The sequence below is a fragment of the Shewanella sp. SM23 genome (genome assembly GCF_025654295.1).
In the GTDB taxonomy this organism is placed as follows: domain Bacteria; phylum Pseudomonadota; class Gammaproteobacteria; order Enterobacterales; family Shewanellaceae; genus Shewanella; species Shewanella oncorhynchi.
Genome location: NZ_JAKKRM010000013.1, coordinates 121,491 through 145,249 on the forward strand (window position 1 = coordinate 121,491; position 23,759 = coordinate 145,249).

General features: G+C 46.5%; 21 protein-coding genes, 1 tRNA gene and 1 rRNA gene. 10 read left to right on the forward strand and 13 right to left on the reverse strand.

The genetic code is table 11. From position 1 onward, the window contains the following. Positions 1-281: 281 nt before the first annotated feature. From L5L98_RS15800 to L5L98_RS15820, 5 genes are all read right to left on the reverse strand, one after another. Entirely contained in the window at positions 282-746 is a 465-nt protein-coding gene (locus L5L98_RS15800; RefSeq protein ID WP_263142285.1) for an NlpC/P60 family protein, read from the reverse strand. A 136-nt stretch (positions 747-882) separates the two neighbouring features. Continuing rightward, positions 883-1,620 (reverse strand): sulfite exporter TauE/SafE family protein, encoded by a 738-nt coding sequence (locus L5L98_RS15805; RefSeq protein ID WP_263142286.1) that lies wholly within the window; start codon positions 1,618-1,620, stop codon positions 883-885. Between the two features lie 234 nt (positions 1,621-1,854). Then, a complete protein-coding gene (locus L5L98_RS15810; protein ID WP_173497262.1) occupies positions 1,855-3,099 on the reverse strand; it encodes an MFS transporter in 1,245 nt (414 codons plus the stop codon). Between the two features lie 107 nt (positions 3,100-3,206). After that, entirely contained in the window at positions 3,207-3,938 is a 732-nt protein-coding gene (locus L5L98_RS15815) for a LytR/AlgR family response regulator transcription factor (RefSeq protein WP_105250908.1), read from the reverse strand. Beyond that, on the reverse strand, positions 3,932-5,605 hold the full coding sequence (locus L5L98_RS15820; RefSeq protein WP_317633964.1) for a sensor histidine kinase: 1,674 nt from the start codon (positions 5,603-5,605) through the stop codon (positions 3,932-3,934). The genes L5L98_RS15815 and L5L98_RS15820 overlap by 7 nt, the downstream gene beginning before the upstream one ends. A gap of 584 nt (positions 5,606-6,189) precedes the next feature. On the opposite strand from L5L98_RS15820, the gene L5L98_RS15825 reads away from it, so the two are divergent. The 6 genes from L5L98_RS15825 (at position 6,190) to L5L98_RS15850 (ending at position 13,818) form a co-directional block, all read left to right on the forward strand. Further along, the gene (locus tag L5L98_RS15825) at positions 6,190-7,113 is read left to right on the forward strand and encodes a pirin family protein (RefSeq protein ID WP_263142288.1); all 924 of its coding nucleotides are present in this window, start codon (positions 6,190-6,192) and stop codon (positions 7,111-7,113) included. A gap of 283 nt (positions 7,114-7,396) precedes the next feature. Further along, positions 7,397-8,443, forward strand: a complete 1,047-nt coding sequence (locus L5L98_RS15830) for a PAS domain-containing sensor histidine kinase (RefSeq protein ID WP_263142289.1) — start codon at positions 7,397-7,399, stop codon at positions 8,441-8,443. After that, positions 8,444-9,127 (forward strand): response regulator transcription factor, encoded by a 684-nt coding sequence (locus tag L5L98_RS15835; protein ID WP_131524531.1) that lies wholly within the window; start codon positions 8,444-8,446, stop codon positions 9,125-9,127. It abuts the gene before it with no gap. Positions 9,128-9,159: 32 nt separating this feature from the next. Continuing rightward, on the forward strand, positions 9,160-9,861 hold the full coding sequence (locus L5L98_RS15840; protein ID WP_263142290.1) for a potassium channel family protein: 702 nt from the start codon (positions 9,160-9,162) through the stop codon (positions 9,859-9,861). 1 nt (position 9,862) lies between these two features. Continuing rightward, complete coding sequence (locus L5L98_RS15845; RefSeq protein WP_263142291.1) at positions 9,863-11,227, forward strand: TrkH family potassium uptake protein; 1,365 nt, start codon at positions 9,863-9,865, stop codon at positions 11,225-11,227. A 620-nt stretch (positions 11,228-11,847) separates the two neighbouring features. Next, positions 11,848-13,818, forward strand: coding sequence for an RNA-binding domain-containing protein (locus L5L98_RS15850; protein ID WP_263142292.1), 1,971 nt, complete (start codon positions 11,848-11,850; stop codon positions 13,816-13,818). Between the two features lie 112 nt (positions 13,819-13,930). On the opposite strand, the gene L5L98_RS15855 is transcribed toward L5L98_RS15850, so the two are convergent. The 4 genes from L5L98_RS15855 to L5L98_RS15870 form a co-directional block, all read right to left on the reverse strand. Then, positions 13,931-15,115, reverse strand: coding sequence for an NAD(P)/FAD-dependent oxidoreductase (locus L5L98_RS15855; RefSeq protein WP_263142294.1), 1,185 nt, complete (start codon positions 15,113-15,115; stop codon positions 13,931-13,933). 194 nt (positions 15,116-15,309) lie between these two features. After that, positions 15,310-16,326, reverse strand: coding sequence for an NAD(P)H-dependent glycerol-3-phosphate dehydrogenase (gpsA, locus tag L5L98_RS15860; RefSeq protein WP_105250843.1), 1,017 nt, complete (start codon positions 16,324-16,326; stop codon positions 15,310-15,312). Positions 16,327-16,330: 4 nt separating this feature from the next. Next, a complete protein-coding gene (gene secB, locus L5L98_RS15865) occupies positions 16,331-16,816 on the reverse strand; it encodes a protein-export chaperone SecB (RefSeq protein WP_006083777.1) in 486 nt (161 codons plus the stop codon). Between the two features lie 295 nt (positions 16,817-17,111). Then, positions 17,112-17,546, reverse strand: coding sequence for a rhodanese-like domain-containing protein (locus L5L98_RS15870; protein ID WP_105253030.1), 435 nt, complete (start codon positions 17,544-17,546; stop codon positions 17,112-17,114). A gap of 267 nt (positions 17,547-17,813) precedes the next feature. Between L5L98_RS15870 and gpmM the strand changes: the two genes are divergently transcribed. From gpmM to L5L98_RS15890, 4 genes are read left to right on the forward strand one after another with little or no spacing between them, the layout of a single operon-like run. Then, on the forward strand, positions 17,814-19,358 hold the full coding sequence (gpmM, locus tag L5L98_RS15875; RefSeq protein ID WP_263142298.1) for a 2,3-bisphosphoglycerate-independent phosphoglycerate mutase: 1,545 nt from the start codon (positions 17,814-17,816) through the stop codon (positions 19,356-19,358). Positions 19,359-19,368: 10 nt separating this feature from the next. After that, on the forward strand, positions 19,369-20,502 hold the full coding sequence (locus L5L98_RS15880; RefSeq protein WP_113941204.1) for a murein hydrolase activator EnvC family protein: 1,134 nt from the start codon (positions 19,369-19,371) through the stop codon (positions 20,500-20,502). A 32-nt stretch (positions 20,503-20,534) separates the two neighbouring features. Beyond that, positions 20,535-21,743, forward strand: coding sequence for a S41 family peptidase (locus L5L98_RS15885; protein WP_263142301.1), 1,209 nt, complete (start codon positions 20,535-20,537; stop codon positions 21,741-21,743). A 9-nt stretch (positions 21,744-21,752) separates the two neighbouring features. Beyond that, positions 21,753-22,508, forward strand: a complete 756-nt coding sequence (locus L5L98_RS15890) for a divergent polysaccharide deacetylase family protein (RefSeq protein WP_263142303.1) — start codon at positions 21,753-21,755, stop codon at positions 22,506-22,508. Here the strand turns inward: L5L98_RS15890 and L5L98_RS15895 are convergent. From L5L98_RS15895 to rrf, 4 genes are all read right to left on the reverse strand, one after another. Next, on the reverse strand, positions 22,483-22,938 hold the full coding sequence (locus L5L98_RS15895; protein ID WP_105250838.1) for an Rrf2 family transcriptional regulator: 456 nt from the start codon (positions 22,936-22,938) through the stop codon (positions 22,483-22,485). The genes L5L98_RS15890 and L5L98_RS15895 overlap by 26 nt on opposite strands. Positions 22,939-22,960: 22 nt before the next feature. After that, the gene (locus L5L98_RS15900; protein WP_105250837.1) at positions 22,961-23,215 is read right to left on the reverse strand and encodes a YkgJ family cysteine cluster protein; all 255 of its coding nucleotides are present in this window, start codon (positions 23,213-23,215) and stop codon (positions 22,961-22,963) included. A gap of 334 nt (positions 23,216-23,549) precedes the next feature. Further along, positions 23,550-23,626 (reverse strand) — tRNA-Asp (locus tag L5L98_RS15905). A 36-nt stretch (positions 23,627-23,662) separates the two neighbouring features. Next, positions 23,663-23,759, reverse strand: a 5S ribosomal RNA gene (gene rrf / locus L5L98_RS15910); the annotation flags it as partial.

The following is a 23,759-nucleotide window of genomic DNA, read 5'->3' on the forward strand; positions in this document are numbered from 1 at the left end:
GTGAAAATTGTCGACATCAAGCATGGAAGAAGCCGCTACAGCTTCGACCTTAAGCCGCAGCTAAAATAGCATAAATGCTCGGAAAAGGGGGCGACTAAAACGTGATGGGGTTCGCGCAACACCGTTTAGACACTCGGAATTTAAAAATTGTTCATTGATGACAAACGCCTTCCCCAAAGCCAAAGCAGCATTGGGCCGATAAAAACATGCCATAAAGGGAGATTGGCTCAGGCATTCTCACTGCAAGTTGAGCCATTCAAAAGATAAAAACGGTCAAAGGGCTAAATTCGCCGTGCATTCCAATACTTAGACGCCCAATAACTGTTATGCAGGCTCGAAATCTTCACCCCTTGGCTAGTGGAAACATGTAGAAAATTATCGCCTCCTACATAAATGCCGACATGGTGTGTGCTCCAGCCCGTCTTGAAAAATACCAAGTCACCCTTGCGCAGTTGATTTCTCGGCACGGGTTTACCTAAGGCTTGTTGCTCTTCGACTGTGCGCGGTAAGGTCATACCCAACATCTTCTGGTAGGCGACAGACACAAAGGCCGAGCAATCTATGCCCCGCTTAGTGCCACCGCCTAAACGATAGGGCACACCGCGCCACTCAGAATGCAGTTCGGAGATATTGCTATCATTCCAAACCGTGGCGGGTTCAACTTGCTTTACCACAGGCTTAGGTTCTGGCGCGCTAGCACAAGCGCCAAGGCCTAAGGCTAAGATAACTCTCAGTAATCGTTTCATAGCTTCAAACTCATTGCAGGCAGATTTCACAGTAACGTAATTTTGAGTTTTTATCAGGTAAATTCAGGGCGGCTGGGGATCAAAACGCCCCAACACCCGCGCACTCTAGCAGACTAATATAACCTAAAGCTTAAAACTATAACGCCGTCCACAATAAACGCACACCCACCAGCACCATTAAAATCAAGATGATGCGTTTAAATAACCTATCGTCAATTTTATCTTGAATGAACAAACCTAACTTTACCCCTAACCATGCAAGCGGCACCAATAACAGAGAAACGATCATATTCTCTTGGTTAATCTGCCCAAGCAAACTGTAAGGAACAAGTTTAACCAGATTCACCACCGCAAAAAACACCACGGCAGTGGCTAAAAACTCCGTCTTAGCTAAACGCAATGGCAACAAATAAGCGTTGAGTGGCGGCCCGCCCGCATGGGCAACAAAGCTCGTAAATCCGGCGGTTAAGCCACACAAGCGCCCAACCAAAGGTGAAGGTAATGCTTGAGTTTTATCCCCAAGGATCAAACCATACAAACCAAAACCTAAGGACACACAGCCTAGAATCACCCGTAAGTAATCTTCGTTTAATCGATCGAACAACAGATAAGCGATAAAAATTCCCACAACCGCCGCGGGTAATAGTATCCATAAATGACGCGGATTATGTTGCCCCCACCAGGAACGTACACTTAAAAAATCCATATAAATCAGCAGTGGTAACATGACTGCCGCCGCTGTAGCAGGGCTAATTGCCAGCGCCAATAGCGGGACAGTTAACCCGCCCACGCCACCCGCAAAACCGGATTTAGAAATCCCAGTAATCAATACTGCGGGTATCGCCACCAACCAAAAAAGAGGGTCCGTTAACATCAACACATCCTGAATAACGCTTTAAGGTTATCAAGTTACCTGTTGTTGGTGTGATAAAAAAGAGGCAGCACAGAGCTAACATCAAAAGTGCAATCACATAGATAAGTCAGCGAGCCTTAAATGAATAACAACCTCGCCCATAAAACACGGGATAAAAAGTAAAAAATCCGCAGCCATTTGGCTGCGGATTTTTTATGTTAGCTTTTAGCTAAAGAGGAAAAGCTTAGCTTACGCCTATGCAGATTCGGCCGTCATATTCACTAAGCGAGGCGTACTCTTAGTCGCTTTCTTAGCTGACGCAGGGGTTTTGGGCTCTGGCATACGAATGGTTAATGACATGACTAACGCCACCACCAGTAGCACTAAAATCACGTTAAAGGTTGCAATAAACCCACCAAATAACGAGGCGACAATCGAACCGATAATACTGCCGATACCGAAACCTAAGTAGATAACGCCATAGTTTTTAGTCAGGTTATTCAGGCCGAAGAAGTCGCTCACCAATGATGGATAAACAGTGATAGTACCGCCAAAACTAAAGGCAACGCAGGCAACCGCAACGAAGAACAGGTTAGCATTCAAAGGAATGAACAACAGTAACACCATACCGACTAAAGTGATGATCTGCGCCAGTGAAATAACCCGAATGCGGGGGATTTTGTCCGACAGAATACCCAGCACTAAACGACCACTGAGGTTCGCCATAGCAATCACAGCAACAGCATTGGCGGCGACCAGTACAGGCAAGTCGACCATCTTCTCACCGATATCTTTAGCCACACCAATCACATACAAACCACTCATACAGGCCGACAGGAACATCAGCGCCAGCATCCAGTATTGCGGCTTACGCATGGCTTCAGCGAGGGTGAAGTCGCGGCTTTCGGCCTGCTGACTTGCGGCTGATTGTGCAGGCGCATCTTTCATCAACATACCGCCACACAAGACCAACGCCATGGCGATAAGGCCCCACAGTTGGAAGGTGGTTTCAAGGCCAGTGTTTTCGAGTAACAGCACGTTAATGTATTTAAATCCGAGGCTACCTAGACCATAAGCGCCAATCGCTAACGCCGAAATCAGCCCTTTGCGTTCGGGGAACCACTTCACGCAGTTAGACAAGGTCATCAAGTAGCCAGTGCCATCGGCAAAGCCCACTAAAATCCCTGCGCACAGGTAAAGCATCATCAAGTTACTGGCTTGGGCAGTGAGTAAGAAGCCAACGCCGAGTAACAGGCCTGCGCCTAAGGTGACATTACGTACGCCAAAGCGTTCCTGTAATTTGCCCGCCATGGAAGATGCCACGGCCAAAGACAAACTCAGCAAACCAAACACAAATGCCACTTGGCTGACGGGTTCGTCGAGCTTAACGGCCAACTGCGCATTAAACAGGCTCCAAGTGTAGACTGAGCCGAGTGCGAACTGGGTGATAATAGTACCAACTAAGGTCAAGTACCGAGTACGGTTCATCTCTTTAGTCATGATGCATCTCGCTTTAGGGGATCAGGAATTGAGTCCACTATAAGAGAGATGCGATTCGCGCCGATCAATTAAGGCATGAAATACAGATCTGCAGGAATGAATGACAATTACAGCCTCATCAGCTGTCGAAAAGCCTTAATATTACTACGGCTAACGGGCACCTCGAACGACAAATCATGCAACCTAATCAGGTAAGTACTGTTGAACCAAGGCACGATTTCGCGGATCTTGTTGATATTGACGCAATAGGAACGGTGACAGCGGAAAAAGCCCTCGGCGGGCAAACGACTCACAAACTCGCTGATGGTCATCTGCATCACATAACGGTCGGTGCGGGTGTACACATAAGTGAGTTTTTCATCGGCCTCGGCATAATAAATTTGCTCACAGGGCGTGACGATAATCCGCTCACCTTTGACTAAATTCACGGTTCGACTGGTGTTACTCGCGGCCTCATGCTGCGGCTTTGGTGCTTGCCGCCCCACCTGTTCAATCTTCTGCAATAAGCTGATAATCCGCGGTTCATTGTAGGGCTTGAGAATATAATCGAAGGCTTCGAGCTCAAACGCTTCTACTGCAAATTCTTTATAGGCAGTAACAAACACCACATGGGGAGGATGGGTCGATTTATGCAGATTCTTCGCCAACAAAAGGCCATCGATGGACGGTATTTGGATATCCAAAAACACCACATCGACCTCGTGATCCTGCAAATATTTAAAGGCCTCTAAGCCATCCTCGAAGCTAGCCACTATGTCTATCTCACTGTGGCTCTTCACTAAATACTCTAGCTCCTCACGGGCAAGATATTCATCTTCAACTATGATGGCTTTTAACATACTTGCTCCTCATTTTCCGGTAAGTAAAAACTGACTTCAGTCCCCGGTTCGAGCCGTTTAAGCTGCAAACCTTCGCCGTACAATAACTTCACTCTCTGGTGCACATTCATCAGCCCGATACTGCTGCTTTCTACACGGCCAGCAGCTACACCATCAATCACCTCTTGGCGGATCCCATAGCCAGTATCGCGCACGGCGACGCGAATGCCTGCATCGAGTTTTTTCACTTCTATCGTCACTCTGCCCGGTGCACTACGCGGTTGAATGCCGTGCAAAATCGCGTTTTCCACCAGCGGCTGTAACAAGAGGCAAGGTACACAAAAATGCACATCGTCGACATCGAAGATCACTTCAAGCTTGTCGCCAAAGCGCGCCTGCTCGATCGCTACATAATCACGGACTTGCTTCACTTCTTCTTGGATATCAATCAGCTCATCGCCTTTAGCCAAGTTATAGCGCAGATAATCGGCCAGATTAGCAATCAACTGTCGCGCCTGCTGTGGCCGAATACGGATCAAAGAAGAAATCGCATTGAGGGCATTAAACAGAAAATGCGGGTTAATCTTGCTCTGCAGCGCAGTGAATTCGGCCTTGCGGGTCATCTCTTGCAGTTGCTCGATACGCGACACTTCCATCTGGGTCGAAATCAGCTGCGACAAACCCACAGCCATCTCCCGCAACGAGCTAGTGATACGATAGGTATTGCGATAGTAAATCTTCAGCGTGCCACTCACAGTGCCGTTTTCGCGCAGCGGGATTATGATGACCGAATGAAAATCCGATAAATGATATTGGCGTAAGTCATTGTTAATAATGTTTTGATCTTGCTCTATCGCCCTTTGAGTCATTTCGCTAATCGCTTGATGACCATCGACCTCGTAGTAATCTTTGCCAACGCCCATATAAGCTAATACATCGCGAGTATCGGTAATCGCCACAGCATCGGCATGGATTTCATTGCGGATCACAGCGCAAACTTGCTCTAAGGCATGGCGATCAATCTTGCGGAAAAAGGGTAAGGTTTTATTGGCAATATCCAGCGCGAGCTTAGCCTGCTTAGCGGCAATTAACTCTTTCTCATCGTCGAGGTCTTGCACTAGCTTGATAATCAGTCCGATACACACAGTGCCCGCAATCATGGGATAGGCAATATGACTCACAATCTCAACGCCCACCTCGTGTGGCTCTGTCAGCAACCAAATCAACAACATGGTCAGTGTTTCGCACAACATGCCCGCCGCAATGCCATAAATCCACAACTTAGATTTGGGGCATTTGTAGTAAATCCACGTCGCCATAAGGCCGGCAATAATGCTAGCGATTAAACACGGGATAGAAGTATCACCATCCATATCAATAAGATATCGATGCAGCCCCGACAGCACGCCCGCAGGAATACCAACCCAAGGGCCAAATAGAATCCCGCCAGAAATAATCGCGATAATACGCACGTTGACCAACGCGCCTTCAACTTCAATGCCGGTATAAGTACTAAATACCGCAAATAAGCAAAATATCGCCGCCACAGAAACCAACTCTGCGGGGGTATGATTACGCTTTTGGAATAAACGCTGAAACGGTCGAGTGCGAGTTAAAAAGAACAAGGTCATCAGCATCAAGGCCGCCCGTTCAAATACCGCCAGTAACATCATTTGATTTTCGAGCACGCTTTCTCCTTGATCTATCACGCTGAATCACAGCCCAACGTTATATTTACCAATGATATATTTATGAGTGTTAAGCCTGTACGCTGAATGGATTAGGGTGAAGACAGGCTTTGCCGCCAACACAAGCTCCCATAAAAGATAGACTCGATTTTGCAGATCCAACGTAAGACATGGATGATAAAAATCACCGAGCCCCAAACTTGTCAAACACTCGTATTTAGGCTCGGGTAAAACATCAAACGCTAATGCCCACATAAATACAGGCTTGCTAAAGTAAAGGACAGATAAAAGTCCCATTCACGCGGGCTCAGTCACACATTCGTACTCGAATTAGGCTATCAAAGACTATCGAAGGGCAATTTGAAGATCCTAAAACACGTTAAGTTAACCACCAAAAAGTGCAGTTGCCCTCTATCAGGTCACTGCCACAATTTGCAAAATCGACTGGAATACCCGAAGCTAAAACCTTCGACTCGAATGCAAGATGAGATCACCCCCATGCGAGATTCTAGGTTCACACTTAGCAGCACTGAACCGAGCCAAACTGAACTGAGCATGCCCTAGTAATGGAATAAGGAGCGAACATGAGTGAACTACAAGCACAGTTTTATGGTGGCCCTAAGGAATGTCCTATTGAAAATGGCCGCATTCAAGCTCAACGAATTGCCCCCAAAATCAGTGATGTCGGCGGCATACCTGTCGCACGGGCTATTCCACAAAAAGAGCGCCGCCTTATCGGCCCTTGGTGCTTTCTCGACCATATTGGCCCAATCACCGACGGCCCGCAGTTAAACGTCGGCCAACATCCACACATTGGGTTGCAAACCTTTACTTGGATGCTCGAAGGCGAAATCATGCACAGGGACAGCCTAGGCAGTGCCCAAGTGATCCGCCCAAAACAAGTTAACCTGATGACAGCCGGACACGGCATAGCCCACACCGAAGAGTCAATAGCGGGCCATCACACTATGCACGCAGCCCAACTATGGATTGCCTTACCACTGGAACACAAAGATACCACTCCGAGATTCGATCACTATCCCGAGCTGCCGACTTGGCACGAGTCAGACGTCGAATTTACCCTACTGATTGGCAGTTGGCATCATAAACAGGCGCCCACATTACACTTCTCACCTATCGTTGCCATAGATCTGTTTGCCGCCCATGACGCTGAACTCACTCTGAATCTCGACCCTAGTTTCGAATATGCCCTCATGCCACTGGAAGGCCGCTTCCAAATCGAGGATGAAAGTTTCGATAATAACCACCTCGCCTACCTTGGCATGCTACGCGAAACCATCACCATAAAACTCGAAGCGGGTTGTCGCATACTACTGATTGGCGGCGCGCCATTGGCTGATCCTGTCAGCATTTGGTGGAACTTTGTTGGCCATAGCAAAGATGAAATAGTCAAAGCACAGGCAGATTGGGAAGCCGAAGATCCCCGCTTCGCCGCCGTTACTGGCTATAGTGGCAAACGCTTAGTGCCCCCACCAATACCTTGGTGATGCTTAACTCAATGACGGGCAGGTAAATAATTCAGGGTTAGCGGCTGGATAAGCGCTTTGGCATCATACGTAATGGCCTGCGCCAGGGTTAAGGCTTACAACATGAGTGTATGCGGTAAGCCTTATCATTTAGCCAAAGTGTGATGTGAACAAGCTCGATTTGCCTAAGCTAAGTGCAAGCTAAGCCACTCACAAGGTTACAAATTTTACGGCATTTTTACGCGCTATCTTAAAATGCCTTTGCTAAAGTACAGGCACTTTCTTTATATGCGTCTTTCTATTCATGACTTCATCCATAGCGGCTCCCATGACACAATACTGGCGTTCGCACCCGACTTTATTTACCTTCATAGTGCTAGTGACGGCCATTTTCAGCAGCGCCTTTATCGATCACTTTTCAAACTCGACTATCACCGTACTGCTGATTTTACAATTGGCCGTAGTGGCCGTAGCCCTACAATGCAACGCCAACTTGGCTTATTTTGCAGCAGTATTTGAGGCGACCAGCTTTAATTTTCTATTTACCACACCACGTTATTCACTCCAGATGTTTAATCTTGAGGACATTCTCAATCTCAGTGTGTTTCTGCTTGTCGCCCTCACCACCAGCAAATTAGCCGAACACTATCGACGTCAGCAAGATGCTCTCGAACAAGCTCAGTTACGCAACAGTATTTTGCTGTCGGTTTCCCACGATTTACGCACCCCACTCGCCACTATCATTGGCACGCTCACCACCCTAAAGGAATACATGCCTAAGCTCAGCCCAGACCAAAAGGATGAGTTGATTGATAGCGCGGCCGCCGAAAGCCATCGCCTGCACCAATATATCGAAAACCTATTACAGGCCACTAAGTTACAACACGGCGCACTCAAGTTTAGCTTGAGTGAAGACGCCATAATGAATGTATTGCACCAAGCTATTGCCCGTTTTCCAGCCACGCAGCCGCGCATTATCATCAAGAGTGACGCCGATCTACCGTCACTGATGATATGCAGCTCATTGATTGAGCAAGCTATTTTTAATGTATTGGATAATGCGCTGCGCTATTCGCCTTCTGATAAGCAAGTCATAGTAAAAACGTATCAGCAGGGCGATACATTATTGTTAGATATCCAAGATGAGGGTCTTGGCATAGAACCCGCTCAGGCGCAGGCAATTTTTGAACTCTTTTATCGTCAGCATCCCTCAACTGATAGTGGCTCGGGCCTTGGGCTTGCTGTTGCTAAGGGCATAATTACCGCCCATGGTGGCCAGATCAGTGCCGAACCTGTCGCTCATGGCAGCCTTATTCGTATCGCATTGCCGATAAAAAAGGGAGAGGAATAAATGGCTTATAAGGTGCTGGTCGTCGATGACGAAGCGCAAATCCACACTTTTATGCGGATATCGTTAGAAGCGGAAGGATTCGAATATCATGGCGCCGCCTCGATTGCGTCAGCCCTAGCGCAATATCATGCGCAGCAGCCACACGTGTTAGTGCTCGATCTTGGTCTACCCGATGGTGATGGCATCAGCTTGCTGCAAACCCTACGTCAGAGTGACAAAGTGCCGGTGCTTATCTTAACCGCCCGCGATCAAGAGGAAGAAAAAATTCGTCTTTTGGAAGCAGGCGCCAATGACTATCTCAGCAAGCCATTTGGGATCAGGGAGTTAATCGCGCGCATCAAGGTTTTAGTCCGCGACTTAGTCGATGAACCGCCACTAAGTGATTTACTGCAGTTTGGCGCACTTAAGTTGCAAAAAAGTACCCACCAGCTTTGGCTCGATCAGCAAGAAATCGCCTTAACCAAAAAGGAGTTTGCCCTGATGGAGACCTTAATGTCTCACCCTGGTCAGCTCGTTAAACAAACTGAGTTACTACGGGATATTTGGGGTAAAACCCATCAAGAAGACAGTCATTATCTGCGGATCTTAGTCAGTCAGTTACGTAAAAAACTCAATGACAGCAGCGAGCAGCAGCTCATTAAGACAGAAGCGGGCCTAGGTTATCGCTTAACAAACAATAGATAAGCATCTGTTATAAATTAGAAAAGGATATTTTAATGGCACATTTTACCGTTATTGGCTTAGGGCGATTTGGTGTCGCCGCTAGCCTAGAATTGATCCACTTAGGCCACACGGTCACTGGCGTGGATAGTGACCCTAAAATGGTGGAAAAATACGTAGAAGACTTAACCGAAGCGGTTATTTGTGATTGTTCCGACGAAGCCGCACTACATGAGCTAGACCTCGCAAACAGTGAAGCCGTACTGGTCGCAATTGGCGAAGATATGCAATCAAGTTTGCTGTGCACCTTGGCGCTCAAGAATCTAGGCGTAGAAGTCATTTGGGTCAAGGCCAGCACTAAAGCCCATCACACTATCGTCTCTAAACTCGGCGTCGCCCGCATCATACATCCAGAGGAAGAAATGGGCATACGTGTCGCCCAGTCACTCAACTATCCTATGGTGAACAATTTCCTGCCGATTGGTGATGGTCTCTATGTAGTCGAAATCCATATCAAGCCTCACCTTGATCAAACTACTGTCAGCCAACTCCTAGGCGCTGCACAGGATGATGTTAAAGATGATGCAAAAAGCAATGTGATACGCAATCCTAAAGGCAAAGTCGCCGCCATTATGGTTAAGCGGGATCTGACGGTTTTCAGCAAAATTGATAGTCAATTTATCCTGCAAACGAATGACGCCTTACTGCTCTGCGGTAGCCGTACTGAGCTCAAATACCTAGCGCCAAGGTTGGTGTAACTTGGTTCAATGGCATCCCTCCATCATGGCGATTGAGCATAAACCCAAGTCGACTAAAAAGCTGTTAGGCGCACCGCCCTTCATCCTAAGCGTGAGCTTTGCATTGTTGATCATCTTAGGCACTTGCTTACTCAAACTGCCCATAGCAACCGAATCGTCTATTACGTGGCTACAAAGTCTGTTCACGGCCACCTCGGCAGTAACAGTTACAGGGCTGGTTGTTGTCGATACTGGCACTGTTTTTACGCCCTTTGGGCAAATCGTCATAGCGCTGTTAATTCAATGCGGTGGACTTGGGCTGATGACCTTTGCCATTGTCACCTTGATCGCCATTGGCGGCAGAATTGGTTTTTTACACCAAACAGTCGCAAAAGAGGCTTTTAATCAAACAGATACATCTACTCTAGTGTCAACGGCAAAATCAGTGTTAGTGTTTTCCTTATTGGTTGAAGCCGTAGGCATGGCCATTCTTTCCGTGTACTGGAGTCAGGAACTCGGCTGGCAAACCAGCTTATTCCACGGTTTTTTCTACACCATCAGCGCTTTTAACAACGCAGGTTTTGCCCTCAGTGCCGACAGCCTAATGCCCTATGTTGCCGATCCTGTCATAAATCTCACCATCACGGGCCTGCTCATCATAGGTGGCCTTGGATTCTCGGTGTGGATAGATCTTCGTAGGAACAAACGTTGGTCAAAACTCAGCGTTTACAGCCGCATGATGATCACAGGCACTATAATTATCAACGCCGTCGCCGTAATTGCGATTTACTTTATTGAGTACAACAACCCCAATACCTTGGCGCCCTTAAGCGAACTCGGTAAATGGTTAGCCTCATGGTTTCAAGCCGTGACACCGCGCACCGCAGGCTTTAATACGCTAGCCATAGACCAACTCGAAGATGGTACAACGCTACTCATGCTGGTATTGATGTTTATTGGCGGCGGCTCACTAAGTACCGCCAGCGGTATTAAGGTGGTCACTTTTATGGTGCTCATCTTGGCTACTTATGGCTACTTACGCCGCGATGAAGCCATTTATGTATTTAAGCGCGAGATCCCCAAAGACACTGTCAGCAAAGCCTTGGCGCTAACCATGATCTCCATTGGCGTCACTTGGCTAGCCATCTTCGCACTGGTATTAAGTGAAAACGCACCGTTAATTGATATCGTCTTTGAGGCCGTATCGGCACTGGGCACAGTCGGTTTGTCCCGAGGTCTGACAGGCAACTTAACGATTCTAGGCCAAGTCATCATCATTTTTATAATGTTCATGGGTCGCCTAGGCCCACTCGTACTCGCCTACTTCCTCGCCAGCCCAAGGACCAAGAAACTGCGCTACGCAGAAACCAAACTGGCGATTGGGTAAATTAATTAGTTGGACGGCAGGCACTGCAAGTCAGTGCCGCCCTTCGAGTCTGTTCACCGCTATAACACCCGTCCGTTTCTTTTAAAAGAACTATTCCGATAGGCTATTCGATGGCTTCATGCCATCGAAAACCATATCAGTGGCACTCTATCTCAGAATTCCCCCAACTGAGTCATTCTTTCTAAGCCACCCATTGTGATCACCTTGAAAAACGACGAAAGCACTCCCGCCATATATCTAAATATCTGATGGCATAAGCTATCCATTGATTACCCACTTCAACCTTTATCCGCTATAGTGGATGTTGCATAATATTCCATTGACCAAACTCCAGCTAACTCATTGCCAATGAATAAAAAACTCACCTTCGCTCTATCAAAGTTCGACTTTTAGACCTTAGCAGAAATACGCTTGGTGATAGCACGAAAGATACTGTAGGTTATATTCCATACTATCAGTGGCTTTGTTTTTATTTGTAGCAGTTAAACCCATTAGTAGAATAAGAAAAGCTAAGGTTTGAATGAAGACTGTTGCTAATTAAGCAAGAACTTTGAGTTGATCAATAACTGAAGCTAATAAGTATGTTTATTAACTAAAAAGTCGGGTGGTAAGCGATAGATATGTTTCAAATACAGGATTTAGTCGACCTTCAAGCCTTATCAGAGTCAGCGGAGTTGGAATTTAAATTGGCTCAAGGACAAGATGGTAAAGGTAAATTACCTGATGATTTTTGGCCAACTTACAGCGCAATGGCCAATTCTCGTGGTGGCTATGTTGTTCTCGGTGTGCGTGAGAAAAAAGGACAACTGACATTAGCTGGGATTGAAGATATAGAGATTGTTCACAAACAATTGTTTGATATCGCAGGGAATAATACCAAAGTAAACATAAACTTACTGACAAATGATAGTGTTCAAACGGTGAACATTGAAGGAAAATCACTACTAGTTATAGAAATTCCAACAGCTCGTCGTGACCAAAAGCCTATTTATCTGAAAAATCAGCCTATGAAGGAGACTTACACTCGTCTACACGAAGGTGATCACCGCTGTAGTGAAGAACAGGTTAAGCGTATGATGGCAGAGCAGGTAGAAGATAGCCGAGATGATAAAATTCTCACTGGTTTTGACTTCTCTGATATCGACATGGACAGCCTCAAAGCATACAAGAACTTATTTTCAGTTGCTAAACCGCAACATCCTTGGCTGGAATTAGACCTTTTTGAACTGTTTAAAAAGCTAGGTGGATGGAGAAAAGATCGTCAGACGAACGTTGAAGGTATAACGTTAGCTGGAGTATTGATGTTTGGTACTTGGGATGCCATTCAAGACGCTGTTCCGAATTATTTTGTTGACTATCGCGAACGAGATGAAGCCAGTGTTGAGCGTTGGGTGGACCGCCTGTACCCCGATGGATCTTGGTCTGGAAACGTGTTTGATTTCTATCGTCGTACATACCGGAAATTGGTCACGGACTTAAAAGTACCATTTGAACTTCAAAATGGTATTCGCTTGGATGATTCAAAAGCCCACGAAGCTATTCGTGAAGCATTAGTGAATACGCTTGTTCATGCAGATTACACAGGACGAAGCTCCATCCTTATCGTAAAGCGACCTGATTTATTTGGTTTTCGCAACCCAGGGTTGATGCGTGTCCCCCCAGAAATAGCAGTAAAAGGTGGTGAAAGCGATTGTAGAAACCGCAGGATGCATCAAATGTTTCTGATGATTGGTGCGGGAGAGCGTGCTGGTTCAGGAATTCCCAAAATATATAGTGGATGGGAATGGGCAAAGTGGCGAACCCCGAAGTTGTACGAAAAATATGAACCGTCAGAGCAAACTCTCTTAGAGTTATCGACCGCAAGCCTTATTCCAGAAGAAGTAACTCAGTTGTTAGCGGTTAAGTTTGGCAACACCACCTTTTATTCACTCAACGAACTTGAGCAGATGATTGTTGTAACCGCAGCAATTGAAGGCTGGGTAAACCACGAACGAGCTTGTCAGCTAACCAGCAAGCATTCTCGTGATGTTACGCTGGCTTTACCTAGACTAGTCGATAAGGGCTTTCTTGTCGCAAGTGGAAAGAAAAGAGATAAGTCATACAGCTTACCAGGAATGGAGTTGCCATCCCCAGAGGAAGTTTTCTCTAATGCGTTAACTCCTATAAATAACTTAACGCATAACGCCAGAAGCTTAACGCATAGCATTGGTAACTTAACGCATAACAACAGTAATGCTATTGATTCGAACGAAACTAGAGATGATAAAGGCAGGTTTATCAGTTCTTTAATTGACAAACCATTTGTCGATAGCCTTGATGTGCTAAGCAAATCATTTCGACAAGAACTTAACGCTTTAGCTGCTCCTGCAAGAGAACAGCGTCGATTAGATACAGTTACGATGAAGTCACTGATTTCTGGCCTCTGCCAAGAACATTACATCTCTGTTTCTGTTTTGGAAATGATATTAGATCGTAAGCCTCAGAGCTTACGACAAAATTACTTGAAGCCTATGATTTCAGAAGGGTTGCTAAAAATGGCGTTTCCTCATAAGCCTAATTCACCAAAGCAGGGGTATACCACGGCGGACTAATTTTACGTTAGGAATCGACTTTTAGTATAAGTAGGTTTATATCTCTAACATCAATAGGCGGAATTACAACTAAGTAAATCTACTTTGTCTTCGTTCTAATTCCCTACTTAAACTATACAGCTTGCCCTGCGGCGACGCCGGATGCCCAGGCCCATTGAAAATTAAACCCGCCTAACCAACCACTTACGTCCATGACTTCGCCGATAAAGTAGAGTCCTGCGACTTTGCTGGCTTCCATGGTTTTAGATGACAATTCATTACTATCAACGCCGCCTAACGTCACTTCGGCGGTACGGTAGCCTTCGGTACCGTTCATCAATAGTGTCCAGCGGTGTATATCATCCACAAGTTTTGCGCGCTCGGCGTGAACTAGCTGATTTAACGCTTTATTCAACAGGGCTTCATCGAATAGCACTTCGACCAAACGCTTAGGCAACCATTGGCTTAAGGTATTACGCAAACTCTGTTTAGGATGTGCGGCGAGCTGTTGCTCAAGCAATTGCGCCAAATCCATATTCGGCAAGAGATCAATTTCTATGGTTTCGCCCGCTTTCCAATAGTTGGAAATCTGCAAAATTGCGGGACCCGATAAGCCACGGTGAGTGAATAGCAGCGCTTCGCTAAATGCAGTGCCATCTTTGGCGGTAATGCGGCTCGGCACTGCGATTCCCGACAAGGGCTCGAAACGAATTTTATCTTCACTATGCCAGGTAAACGGCACCAGACCCGCGTGAGTTGGCAATACTTTGAGGCCAAACTGCTCGGCCAGTTGATAACCGTAAGGCGTGGCGCCGAGTTTAGGCATGGATAAGCCACCCGTGGCGATAACCAGTGAGTCGCAGCTCAGTTCGCCGTTAGAGGTGTTGAGCTCAAAGCGCCCTGTCTCGGTCTTTTTAACGGCCAGAATATCGGTGCGCAGCTTAATCGTCACGCCCGCCCATTCACACTCGGTCAATAGCATAGTGACTATCTCTTTAGCCGAGTCATTGCAGAACAATTGGCCGTGATCACGTTCGTGGTATTCAATGCCGTGACGCTCGACCATTTCAATAAACTGCTGCGACGGATAACGCGCGAGTGCCGATTTAACAAAGTGAGGATTGCCACAGAGGAAGTTAGCGGGCTCGACCTTAAGGTTGGTAAAGTTACAACGCCCGCCGCCGCTGATGAGGATTTTACGCCCAGCTTGCTTGGCATTGTCGAGTACGAGTACATCACGGCCTCGGTAACCTGCGGTCGCTGCACACATCAATCCCGCGGCGCCGGCTCCGATAATAATGACATCATGATGTTTCACGCTCTTACTCCACACAGATAAATTGATTGGTATTGTCTGCCAACGGGCAATTTGATAACTCGCGAACCTTTAGCAAGCAAGTCATACAACAACTAAACGGAGCAAAGATAAGCTCAAACGTTAGGCACAAAAAAGGGCGCTATTTTAGCACCCTTTCCTTTATTCGGCATTACAGCATCATCACGGCTCGCGGTTTATTGCGTAGGCGTTTCTGATTTTTTCTCTCTGCTGAGCAGCTCTTTAGCAGCATCGACCGGCGCTTTGCCTTGATACAATACTTGGTAAATCTGCTCAGTGATCGGCATTTCAACCCCGAGGCGTTTCGCAAGCGTAAACACTTCTTTGGTATTGCGATAACCTTCAACCACTTGGCCAATTTCAGCCTGTGCTGTCATCACATCACAGCCTTTACCTAAGGCTAAACCGAAACGACGGTTACGGGATTGGTTGTCGGTACAGGTCAACACTAAGTCGCCTAACCCCGCCATTCCCATAAAGGTGGCTGCATTGGCACCTAAGGCTTCGCCTAAACGCGTCAATTCGACTAAACCACGGGTAATCAGGGCTGTTCTGGCATTGGCACCAAAGCCGATACCGTCGGACATGCCCGCGCCAATCGCGATCACGTTCTTTACCGCGCCGCCAAGTTGCAGTCCGGTAAAGTCGTCATTGGCGTAAACCCGCAAACGTTTAGGGCTATGTAACAGCTCAACGAGATCGTTAGTGAACGTAGGACAAGTGCCCGCAACCGAAATGGCCGTAGGTAAACCCATAGCTAATTCTTTCGCAAAGGTCGGCCCAGATAACACCGCCAGCGGATATTGCTCACCTAACACATCACGGGCCACATCTTGCAGCAAACGTCCGGTTTCAGGTTCGAGCCCTTTCGTTGCCCATACGATACGCGCATCGCTACGGAGTAACGGTTTAGCTTGCTCAAGCACAGTACCAAACACATGGCTTGGTACGACCACTAACACATTGTTGCTGGCGGCTAAAGCTTTGGCTAAATCGGCTTCGATCTGTAAACAATCAGGAAACGCAATACCAGGCAAAAAAGCTTGGTTGCACTTGTCTTGAGCGAGCGTTTGCATGTGGACAGGATCGTGTCCCCATAACAAGGTCTTATGACCGTTGCTGGCTAAAGAAATGGCAAGGGCGGAGCCATAAGAGCCCGCCCCTAATACCGTGATATCGGCAGAGTTTTTCATGTAATTAAGCGTTAGCTTCTTCGGCAGCTGGTGCAGTCGCAGCAGCTTGACGTTGTTGCACGTATTGGGCAAACAGCGCGTCGAAGTTAACAGGTGCTAAGTTCAGTTGTGGGAAAGTACCACGACCGACTAAGCTGCCCACGGTTTCGCGAGCATATGGGAATAGGATGTTAGGGCAGTATGCACCTAATGAATGGGCCAATTGTGGCTCAGTCAGACCAGTGATAGAGAAGATACCGGCTTGTTGTACTTCACATAGGAAAGCGGTATCGCCACCGTTTTGTGCAGTCACAGTTAAAGACAGGACAACTTCATACACATCGTCAGCTAATTTAGCGCTGCGCGTGTCTAAATCTAACTTAACTTCTGGGTTCCATTCTTTTTGGAATACCGCTGGGCTGTTAGGCGTTTCGAAAGACACATCTTTAGTGTAAACACGTTGGATGTTGAATTGTGGGGCTTGTTGTTCGTTGTTTGCTACTTCAGCCATAATTTCCTACCTATCCTATCAATGTTGTATCGGCTTTTCGTTGAAAGCCAATTATTATTTGAAAGCCAATTACTATTTGAACGTAAATTGGCTCGGGGCTTATGTTACTCAAGGCCTGTATCAGATCTCGGTATCATCCCAACTTGTACCTATATTCGGGTATCGATCGAACCAGTCTAAAAACTTACATTAAGCCCTTAGCGACCGTAGGATCAGTATGCCAAACAATGATGACTTTATTACTGCACTATCCTGTGGATTGAGTGCAGCTGAAATCATAACTGCCGCCGACAACTTATCTTTTGCTTTTTGAAACAGGCATATTTGCTGCCTGCCATTCACCCATACCACCTTTCAAGTTGTACAGGTTTTCAAAACCTTGCTTACTCAAAAGCTGAGCAGCTTGAGACGAGGTCATGCCAGCATTGCATACCAATATAATGGGACTGGCTTTATACTTTTCAAGGGCAGATATCTGATTATTTTTAATATCGGCGAGCGTAACGTTAAGTGCATCAACAATATGGCCCTTGCGGAACTCGTCATTCGAGCGCACATCAACCACTTTAGCATCCTGTCTATTCACCATAATCGTTAATTCTTGATGAGAAATACTTTTGATTTTTGACATGCTCGATTTGATGATACTCGCGACAAGCACAACAAATAATCCCACCCAAGCCAGACTGAGCATTGAGTGAGCTTTAAAAAATTCGATATATTCTTGCATGATGATTGCCCGCATAAATGGCGAAAATTCGATAAGGGCACAGAGTATACCGATTGCCTTGGCAGAATGCAGCAGTTTAGTCACAGTTCGAGATCGCACTTTTAGTACAATTGACTCTGTACTTGTCACAAGCCACTCACAGAATCGAGCGAATTAGTGATTCGATGACCTTAATCGGGGTAAAGCGCTTTTTCATACCCCGCTAACGTAGTAATATTTGACCAATTTCAGATTTCTATCGCTTCTATAAAACTTAAAGGTATCACTATGACGACAGCTAAACGTCCGCTCGCGTTGTTGATCCTCGATGGCTGGGGCTACCGTGAAAACACGCATAATAATGCGATTTTCCACGCCAAGACTCCGGTACTCGACCGTCTCAACGCTAAATATCCCCATAGTTTGATTTCAGGTTCTGGCTTAGATGTTGGCTTACCTGATGGCCAGATGGGAAATTCTGAAGTTGGCCATATTAACTTAGGCTCTGGCCGTGTGGTTTATCAAGAACTCACTCGTATCAGTAAAGCCATTGCAGATCATGAGTTTGAAAAAAATCCTGCACTATGTGATGCGGTAGACTCAGCCATCAAAGCTGGCGGAGCAGTACACATTATGGGCTTGCTTTCCCCCGGCGGCGTCCACAGCCATGAAGAGCATATCGAAGCTATGTGCCGTATGGCCGTTGCGCGCGGTGCAACTCAGGTTTATCTGCACGCTTTCCTCGACGGCCGCGATACGCCACCGCGCAGCGCTAAGGGTAGCTTGAGCCATTTTGATGATCTGTTTACTACATTAGGCCATGGCTGTATTGCATCGATTATTGGTCGTTACTTTGCTATGGACAGGGATAATCGTTGGGATCGCGTGTCGCAAGCCTACGATTTAATCACCCAAGGCAAGTCAAAATTCCAATACGACAATGCCGTTACAGCATTGGAAGCGGCTTATGAACGTAACGAGAACGACGAATTCGTCTCTTCATCGGCGATCACAGATGCCAACGGTCAAGTTGCGACCTTAAAAGACGGCGATGCCCTGATTTTTATGAACTTCCGTGCTGACCGCGCCCGTCAAATCACCCGTAGCTTTATTCACCCAGACTTCGATGGTTTCGAACGCGCTGTTATGCCGAAAATGCACTTCGTCACTTTGACTGAGTATGCTGGCGACATCACAGCACCTATCGCTTATCCATCTGAAAACTTAGTGAATACCTTAGGTGAAGTGCTGCAGAAACAAGGTCGTACTCAGCTGCGTATCTCTGAAACTGAGAAATACGCCCATGTGACTTTCTTCTTTAACGGCGGTAAAGAAGAGCCATTCGAGGGAGAAGATCGCATCCTAATCAACTCGCCTAAAGTGGCAACTTACGATCTACAGCCTGAGATGAGTTCAGCTGAGCTGACTGACAAGTTAGTTGCAGCAATTGAATCAACCAAGTACGACGTGATCATCTGTAACTACCCCAATGGTGACATGGTTGGCCACACAGGTAATTTCAATGCCGCCGTTAAAGCTTGTGAAGCTGTCGACGCTTGTATCGGCCGTGTGGTTGATGCGCTGGCGAAAGTGGGCGGAGAATGTATTATTACCGCCGACCACGGCAATGCCGAGCAAATGACCGACGAAACTACAGGTCAGGCTCACACGGCCCACACCAGTGAACTCGTGCCTTTCGTCTTTGTTGGACGCGATGCGACCATAGATGAAGGTGGTAAACTCAGCGATGTTGCACCTACCATCTTGACCTTGATCGGCGAAGCCATTCCAGCTGAGATGACGGGCAAACCCTTAATCCACATAAAAGAGTAACCGTTACCTAGTGAGCACTCGACTCCTTGTTAAAGCCAGCATTATTGCTGGCTTTATGATGTTATCTTTCTCGGCACACGCTTCTGATTTGGAGAAGCGTAAGTCCGAGTTAAAATCAATCCAAACGCAAATAAATCAACAACAAAGCGCATTAAAAACCACCAGTAAACAAAGAGAAAAGCTGCTGTCATTGCTGCGTAGCGATGAAGAAGCGATTGCGTCAGCTGCCAAAAAAGTCAACAGCACCAAAAATAGCTTAGCGCAAATCGACACTAAACTTGCCGAGCTAAAACAACGTCAAGATGAGTTAGAAACGCTTAAAGTGACTCAACAACAAACACTGTCGAAACAGCTGTCGAGCGCCTATCTTGCCGGTAATCACGATTACACTAAGATGATGCTTAATCAGCAAAGTCCCGCCACTATCGAGCGTATGTTGGCTTATTACCAATACCTCAATAAAGCGCGGATGAAGTCGATCAACGAATTAAAGCAAACCTTGACCGAGCTAGATGAGATCAAGGTGTCGCAAACGAGTAAGCAAAAGCAATTAACGAAACTAGTGGCCGAACAACAAGTACAAGCTAAACGTTTGAGCCAAGAGCAAGATCAGCGTCAACTGACCATCAAAGAGCTGCAACGCACCTTAAATTCTAAGGGTGCAGAGCTTGAGCAGTTGCAAATTGAAGAGGCCAGCTTAAAGCGCGTCGTTGAACAAGCGCTCCGGGCCATGAAAGATAACCCCTCGATGGAAGGCTTTGGTAAACAAAGTGGCAAACTTAAATGGCCAACTAAAGGTCGTGTGAGTGCTAGCTTTGGTAGCCAACGTTCCGGTCAAGTAGTATGGAAAGGCACTATGTTGTCTGCACCAGAAGGGCAAAATATTCGAGCAGTTTCAGGTGGTAAAGTCATTTATGCCGACTGGTTACGCGGTTTTGGTCTTGTCATGGTCATCGATCACGGGAAAGGTTATATGAGTCTTTACGGTCATGCTCAAACCCTACTAAAAAGCCCTGGTGAGATGGTAAAAAGCGGTGAAGCGATTGCTTTAGTCGGACGTTCAGGTGGACAGAGCGAGCCTGGCCTATACTTTGAAATAAGGCATAAAGGGCAAGCCGTCGATCCAGCGAAATACTGTCGCTAATCATAACGGTCCCCTTATCACAGGGGACCGTTATGAAATACATGATCCGCTATATCAGTTGCGTTGGATTAGGTCTCACTTTAGGCCTATCCATCAGCCTCTCCAGCCAAGAGAATGCAAAATCCTACCGCGACAACTTTGACTATCCATTACTACAAGATGTACTTGAAACGGTTGAAACTTACTATATCAAAACCGTTCCCAAAGAAGAGTTAGTGCAGGCCGCCATCAAAGGCATTTTTGAACATCTCGACCCCTATTCCAGCTTCCTAAATCATCAAGAATTACTCGATCTTAAAGATTCTAATCGCGGCGAGTATTTTGGTTTCGGTTTCGAAGTCGCGGCCCAAAAAGACCACATCAGCATCATAGCCCCCTTTGCCCATTCTCCCGCAGAGCAAGCGGGAATACGTGCGGGCGATATTATTATTAAACTTAACGACACCCTGGCGACTGAAACGAATCTAGCCGATATCCTTACTGAAATAAAAAGACATAGTCTCAATAATCAGAGTATTAACTTAGAGCTAAAACACAGTAATGACGATGCCACCTTTAAAGTGTCACTCAAGCCAAGCAATATCACTATAGAGTCGGTCAGCACTCAACTGCTTGATGGCAATATTGGCTATGTCAGATTAAGCAACTTCCAAGAAAACTCGACCGAAGATATGGTGCGCTCGCTCAGCCAATGGCAAAACAAACCGCTCGCCGGACTCATCTTAGATTTACGTAATAATCCCGGCGGCCTGCTCGACCAAGCGGTTAAAATTGCGGATCTCTTTCTCGCTAAAGGACGCATAGTCTCAACTTCTGGCCGCTTCTTCGACGCCAACTCTGACTACTATGCCTCACCGCAAACCATGCTGACTAACGTGCCTATGCTCGTGTTAATCAACAAAGGTTCGGCCTCTGCATCCGAAGTTCTCGCCGCCGCATTACAAGAAAATGGTCGTGCCAAACTCTTAGGTGAGACCAGTTTTGGCAAAGGTACTGTACAAAGCCTGATCCCCATCTTAGAAGATGGTAACGCGATTAAACTCACAATTGCCCAGTACAATACTCCTAGAGGTGAAAACATTCATAACATAGGGATCATCCCTGACATAAAAATTGCCGCCGAAACTGGTCCCAGCGTTGGTAATTTAGCTATAATCGACGCCCTATCAGCCCATGCATCACTGGCCCAAGATCATCAAGTGACCTCTGCCATTGCATGGATACAGCACCATGACGAATAAGAAGAAATTGTGCGCTTACTTTATTCCTTGGCCCTATTGGCCCTAAGCATTTCTCAAAGCTATGCTGCCCAGCTTGCACTCATTATTGATGACATAGGTTATCGTCATACAGATAAAGCCGTGCTGGCACTGCCCAATACAGTAACACTCTCAGTATTACCTCATACCCCACTTGGCAAAGAACTCGCTAACGCAGGACACCAAAAAGGCCACGAAATTATGCTACATCTTCCCATGCAGGCGCTTAATGGTAAGACATTAGGGCTGGGGGGATTAACCAATACGATGACTGAGGCACAAATTCGCACCAGTGTTATTGATGCGATTAACAGCGTTCCCTTTGCCAAAGGTGCCAATAACCACATGGGGAGTCTATTAACTCAACTAGACGATCCCATGCTCTGGGTCATGGAAACACTCAAACAAGAGCAGCTGTATTTTGTCGATAGTATGACAACACGATTCACTAAGGCAGGGGATAACGCAGATAAGCTAGGCATTCCTTTACTAAAACGCCAACTGTTTCTAGACAATGATACCAGTGCCAATGCACTCGAGAGACAATTTAACTTAATGATAAGTCAGGCACATACCCAAGGTTGCTTGGTGGTGATTGCCCATCCCTATCCAGAAACTATGCGCTTCTTGGAGGCTAATCTACACAGACTTAAAACCGAGGGGATTGATCTAGTGCCAGCATCGAGTTTGCTCCCCATCGGTATTGCACTTAAAAGTGGTACTAATCCAGTTGCAGTACTGAAATAGAAAAGTCTGGCAGCAAGGCGACTAACTCATCACGGTTACTCACAATATCCAGCAAAGTATATTGATCCAGCACATTCAAATAAGCTTCAACAGCCTGAGCTAACACGCCTTTAAGCTTACAGGCTGGTGTAAATCGGCAGTAAGGTTTGCTGCAATCAATAGGGGCGAGTGAGTTTTCTAACACTCGAACTAACTGGCCTAGGTTAATCTCACTCGCAGGCTTACCCAAACGGAAACCGCCCATCTTACCGCGGATGGTTTCAAGGTAACCCATCTTGCCTAAATGATGCACTATCTTAGAGACATGATTTGGTGACAGATCAAACACCTGCGTAATTTCAGCAATCCTAAATAAAGTTGTTCTATCTGGCTGAACCGCTAAATACATCAGGGTACGAACGCCAAAATCGGTATAACGAGTTAACTGCATATTTCACCTGTCAGCGATAAACTTAATGAGAGGTCTGAGATTCGAGTTGGGTAATCAACCAAAGCGCCTCTTCGTTCGAATGACCACAAACATCTTCAGATGCATCGAAATCACTACAAACCGCAGGACGATCAGGCGAGCCGAAAATCAAACATAAATTGGCATCGCTCAATTGCACACAACGCTCACCCGCCGCCTTACCCTTTGGCATACCCGGAATACCGCTGCTTATTGAAGGCGCAATACAGCAAGCACCACACCCAAGACGACAATTCATTTTCGTTACTCATGAAAGACATAAGGCATTATACCGTTTAATTTGTCCGAGATCAGTGTCACAGGTCAATACTGCCAAGTCGCGCACAGGAGGTTTTCAGAACGTGAAAGAAACAATATTGATAAAGTGGAATAAAGAACGGCAAAAAAGTAGGTTTTGATTTTTAACATTGAAGCGAAAGCTTCATATTCTGATAAGGATGTCATCTACATGGTGGCAGAGTATGAGGATAACCACATGCTTCGAGCCCGAAGCGTTAGCGTCACTGACACGAATTATCCGCGACGCCATAACGAAAAAGCCTCATCTTTCGATGAGGCTTATCTCTTAATGTTGGCGGAGCGGACGGGACTCGAACCCGCGACCCCCGGCGTGACAGGCCGGTATTCTAACCAACTGAACTACCGCTCCTTTAGCTTAACGTTTACACGTTAACCTAAATTAGGCGCTTGGCGATGACCTACTCTCACATGGGGAGACCCCACACTACCATCGGCGCGTTTGCGTTTCACTTCTGAGTTCGGGATGGGATCAGGTGGTTCCA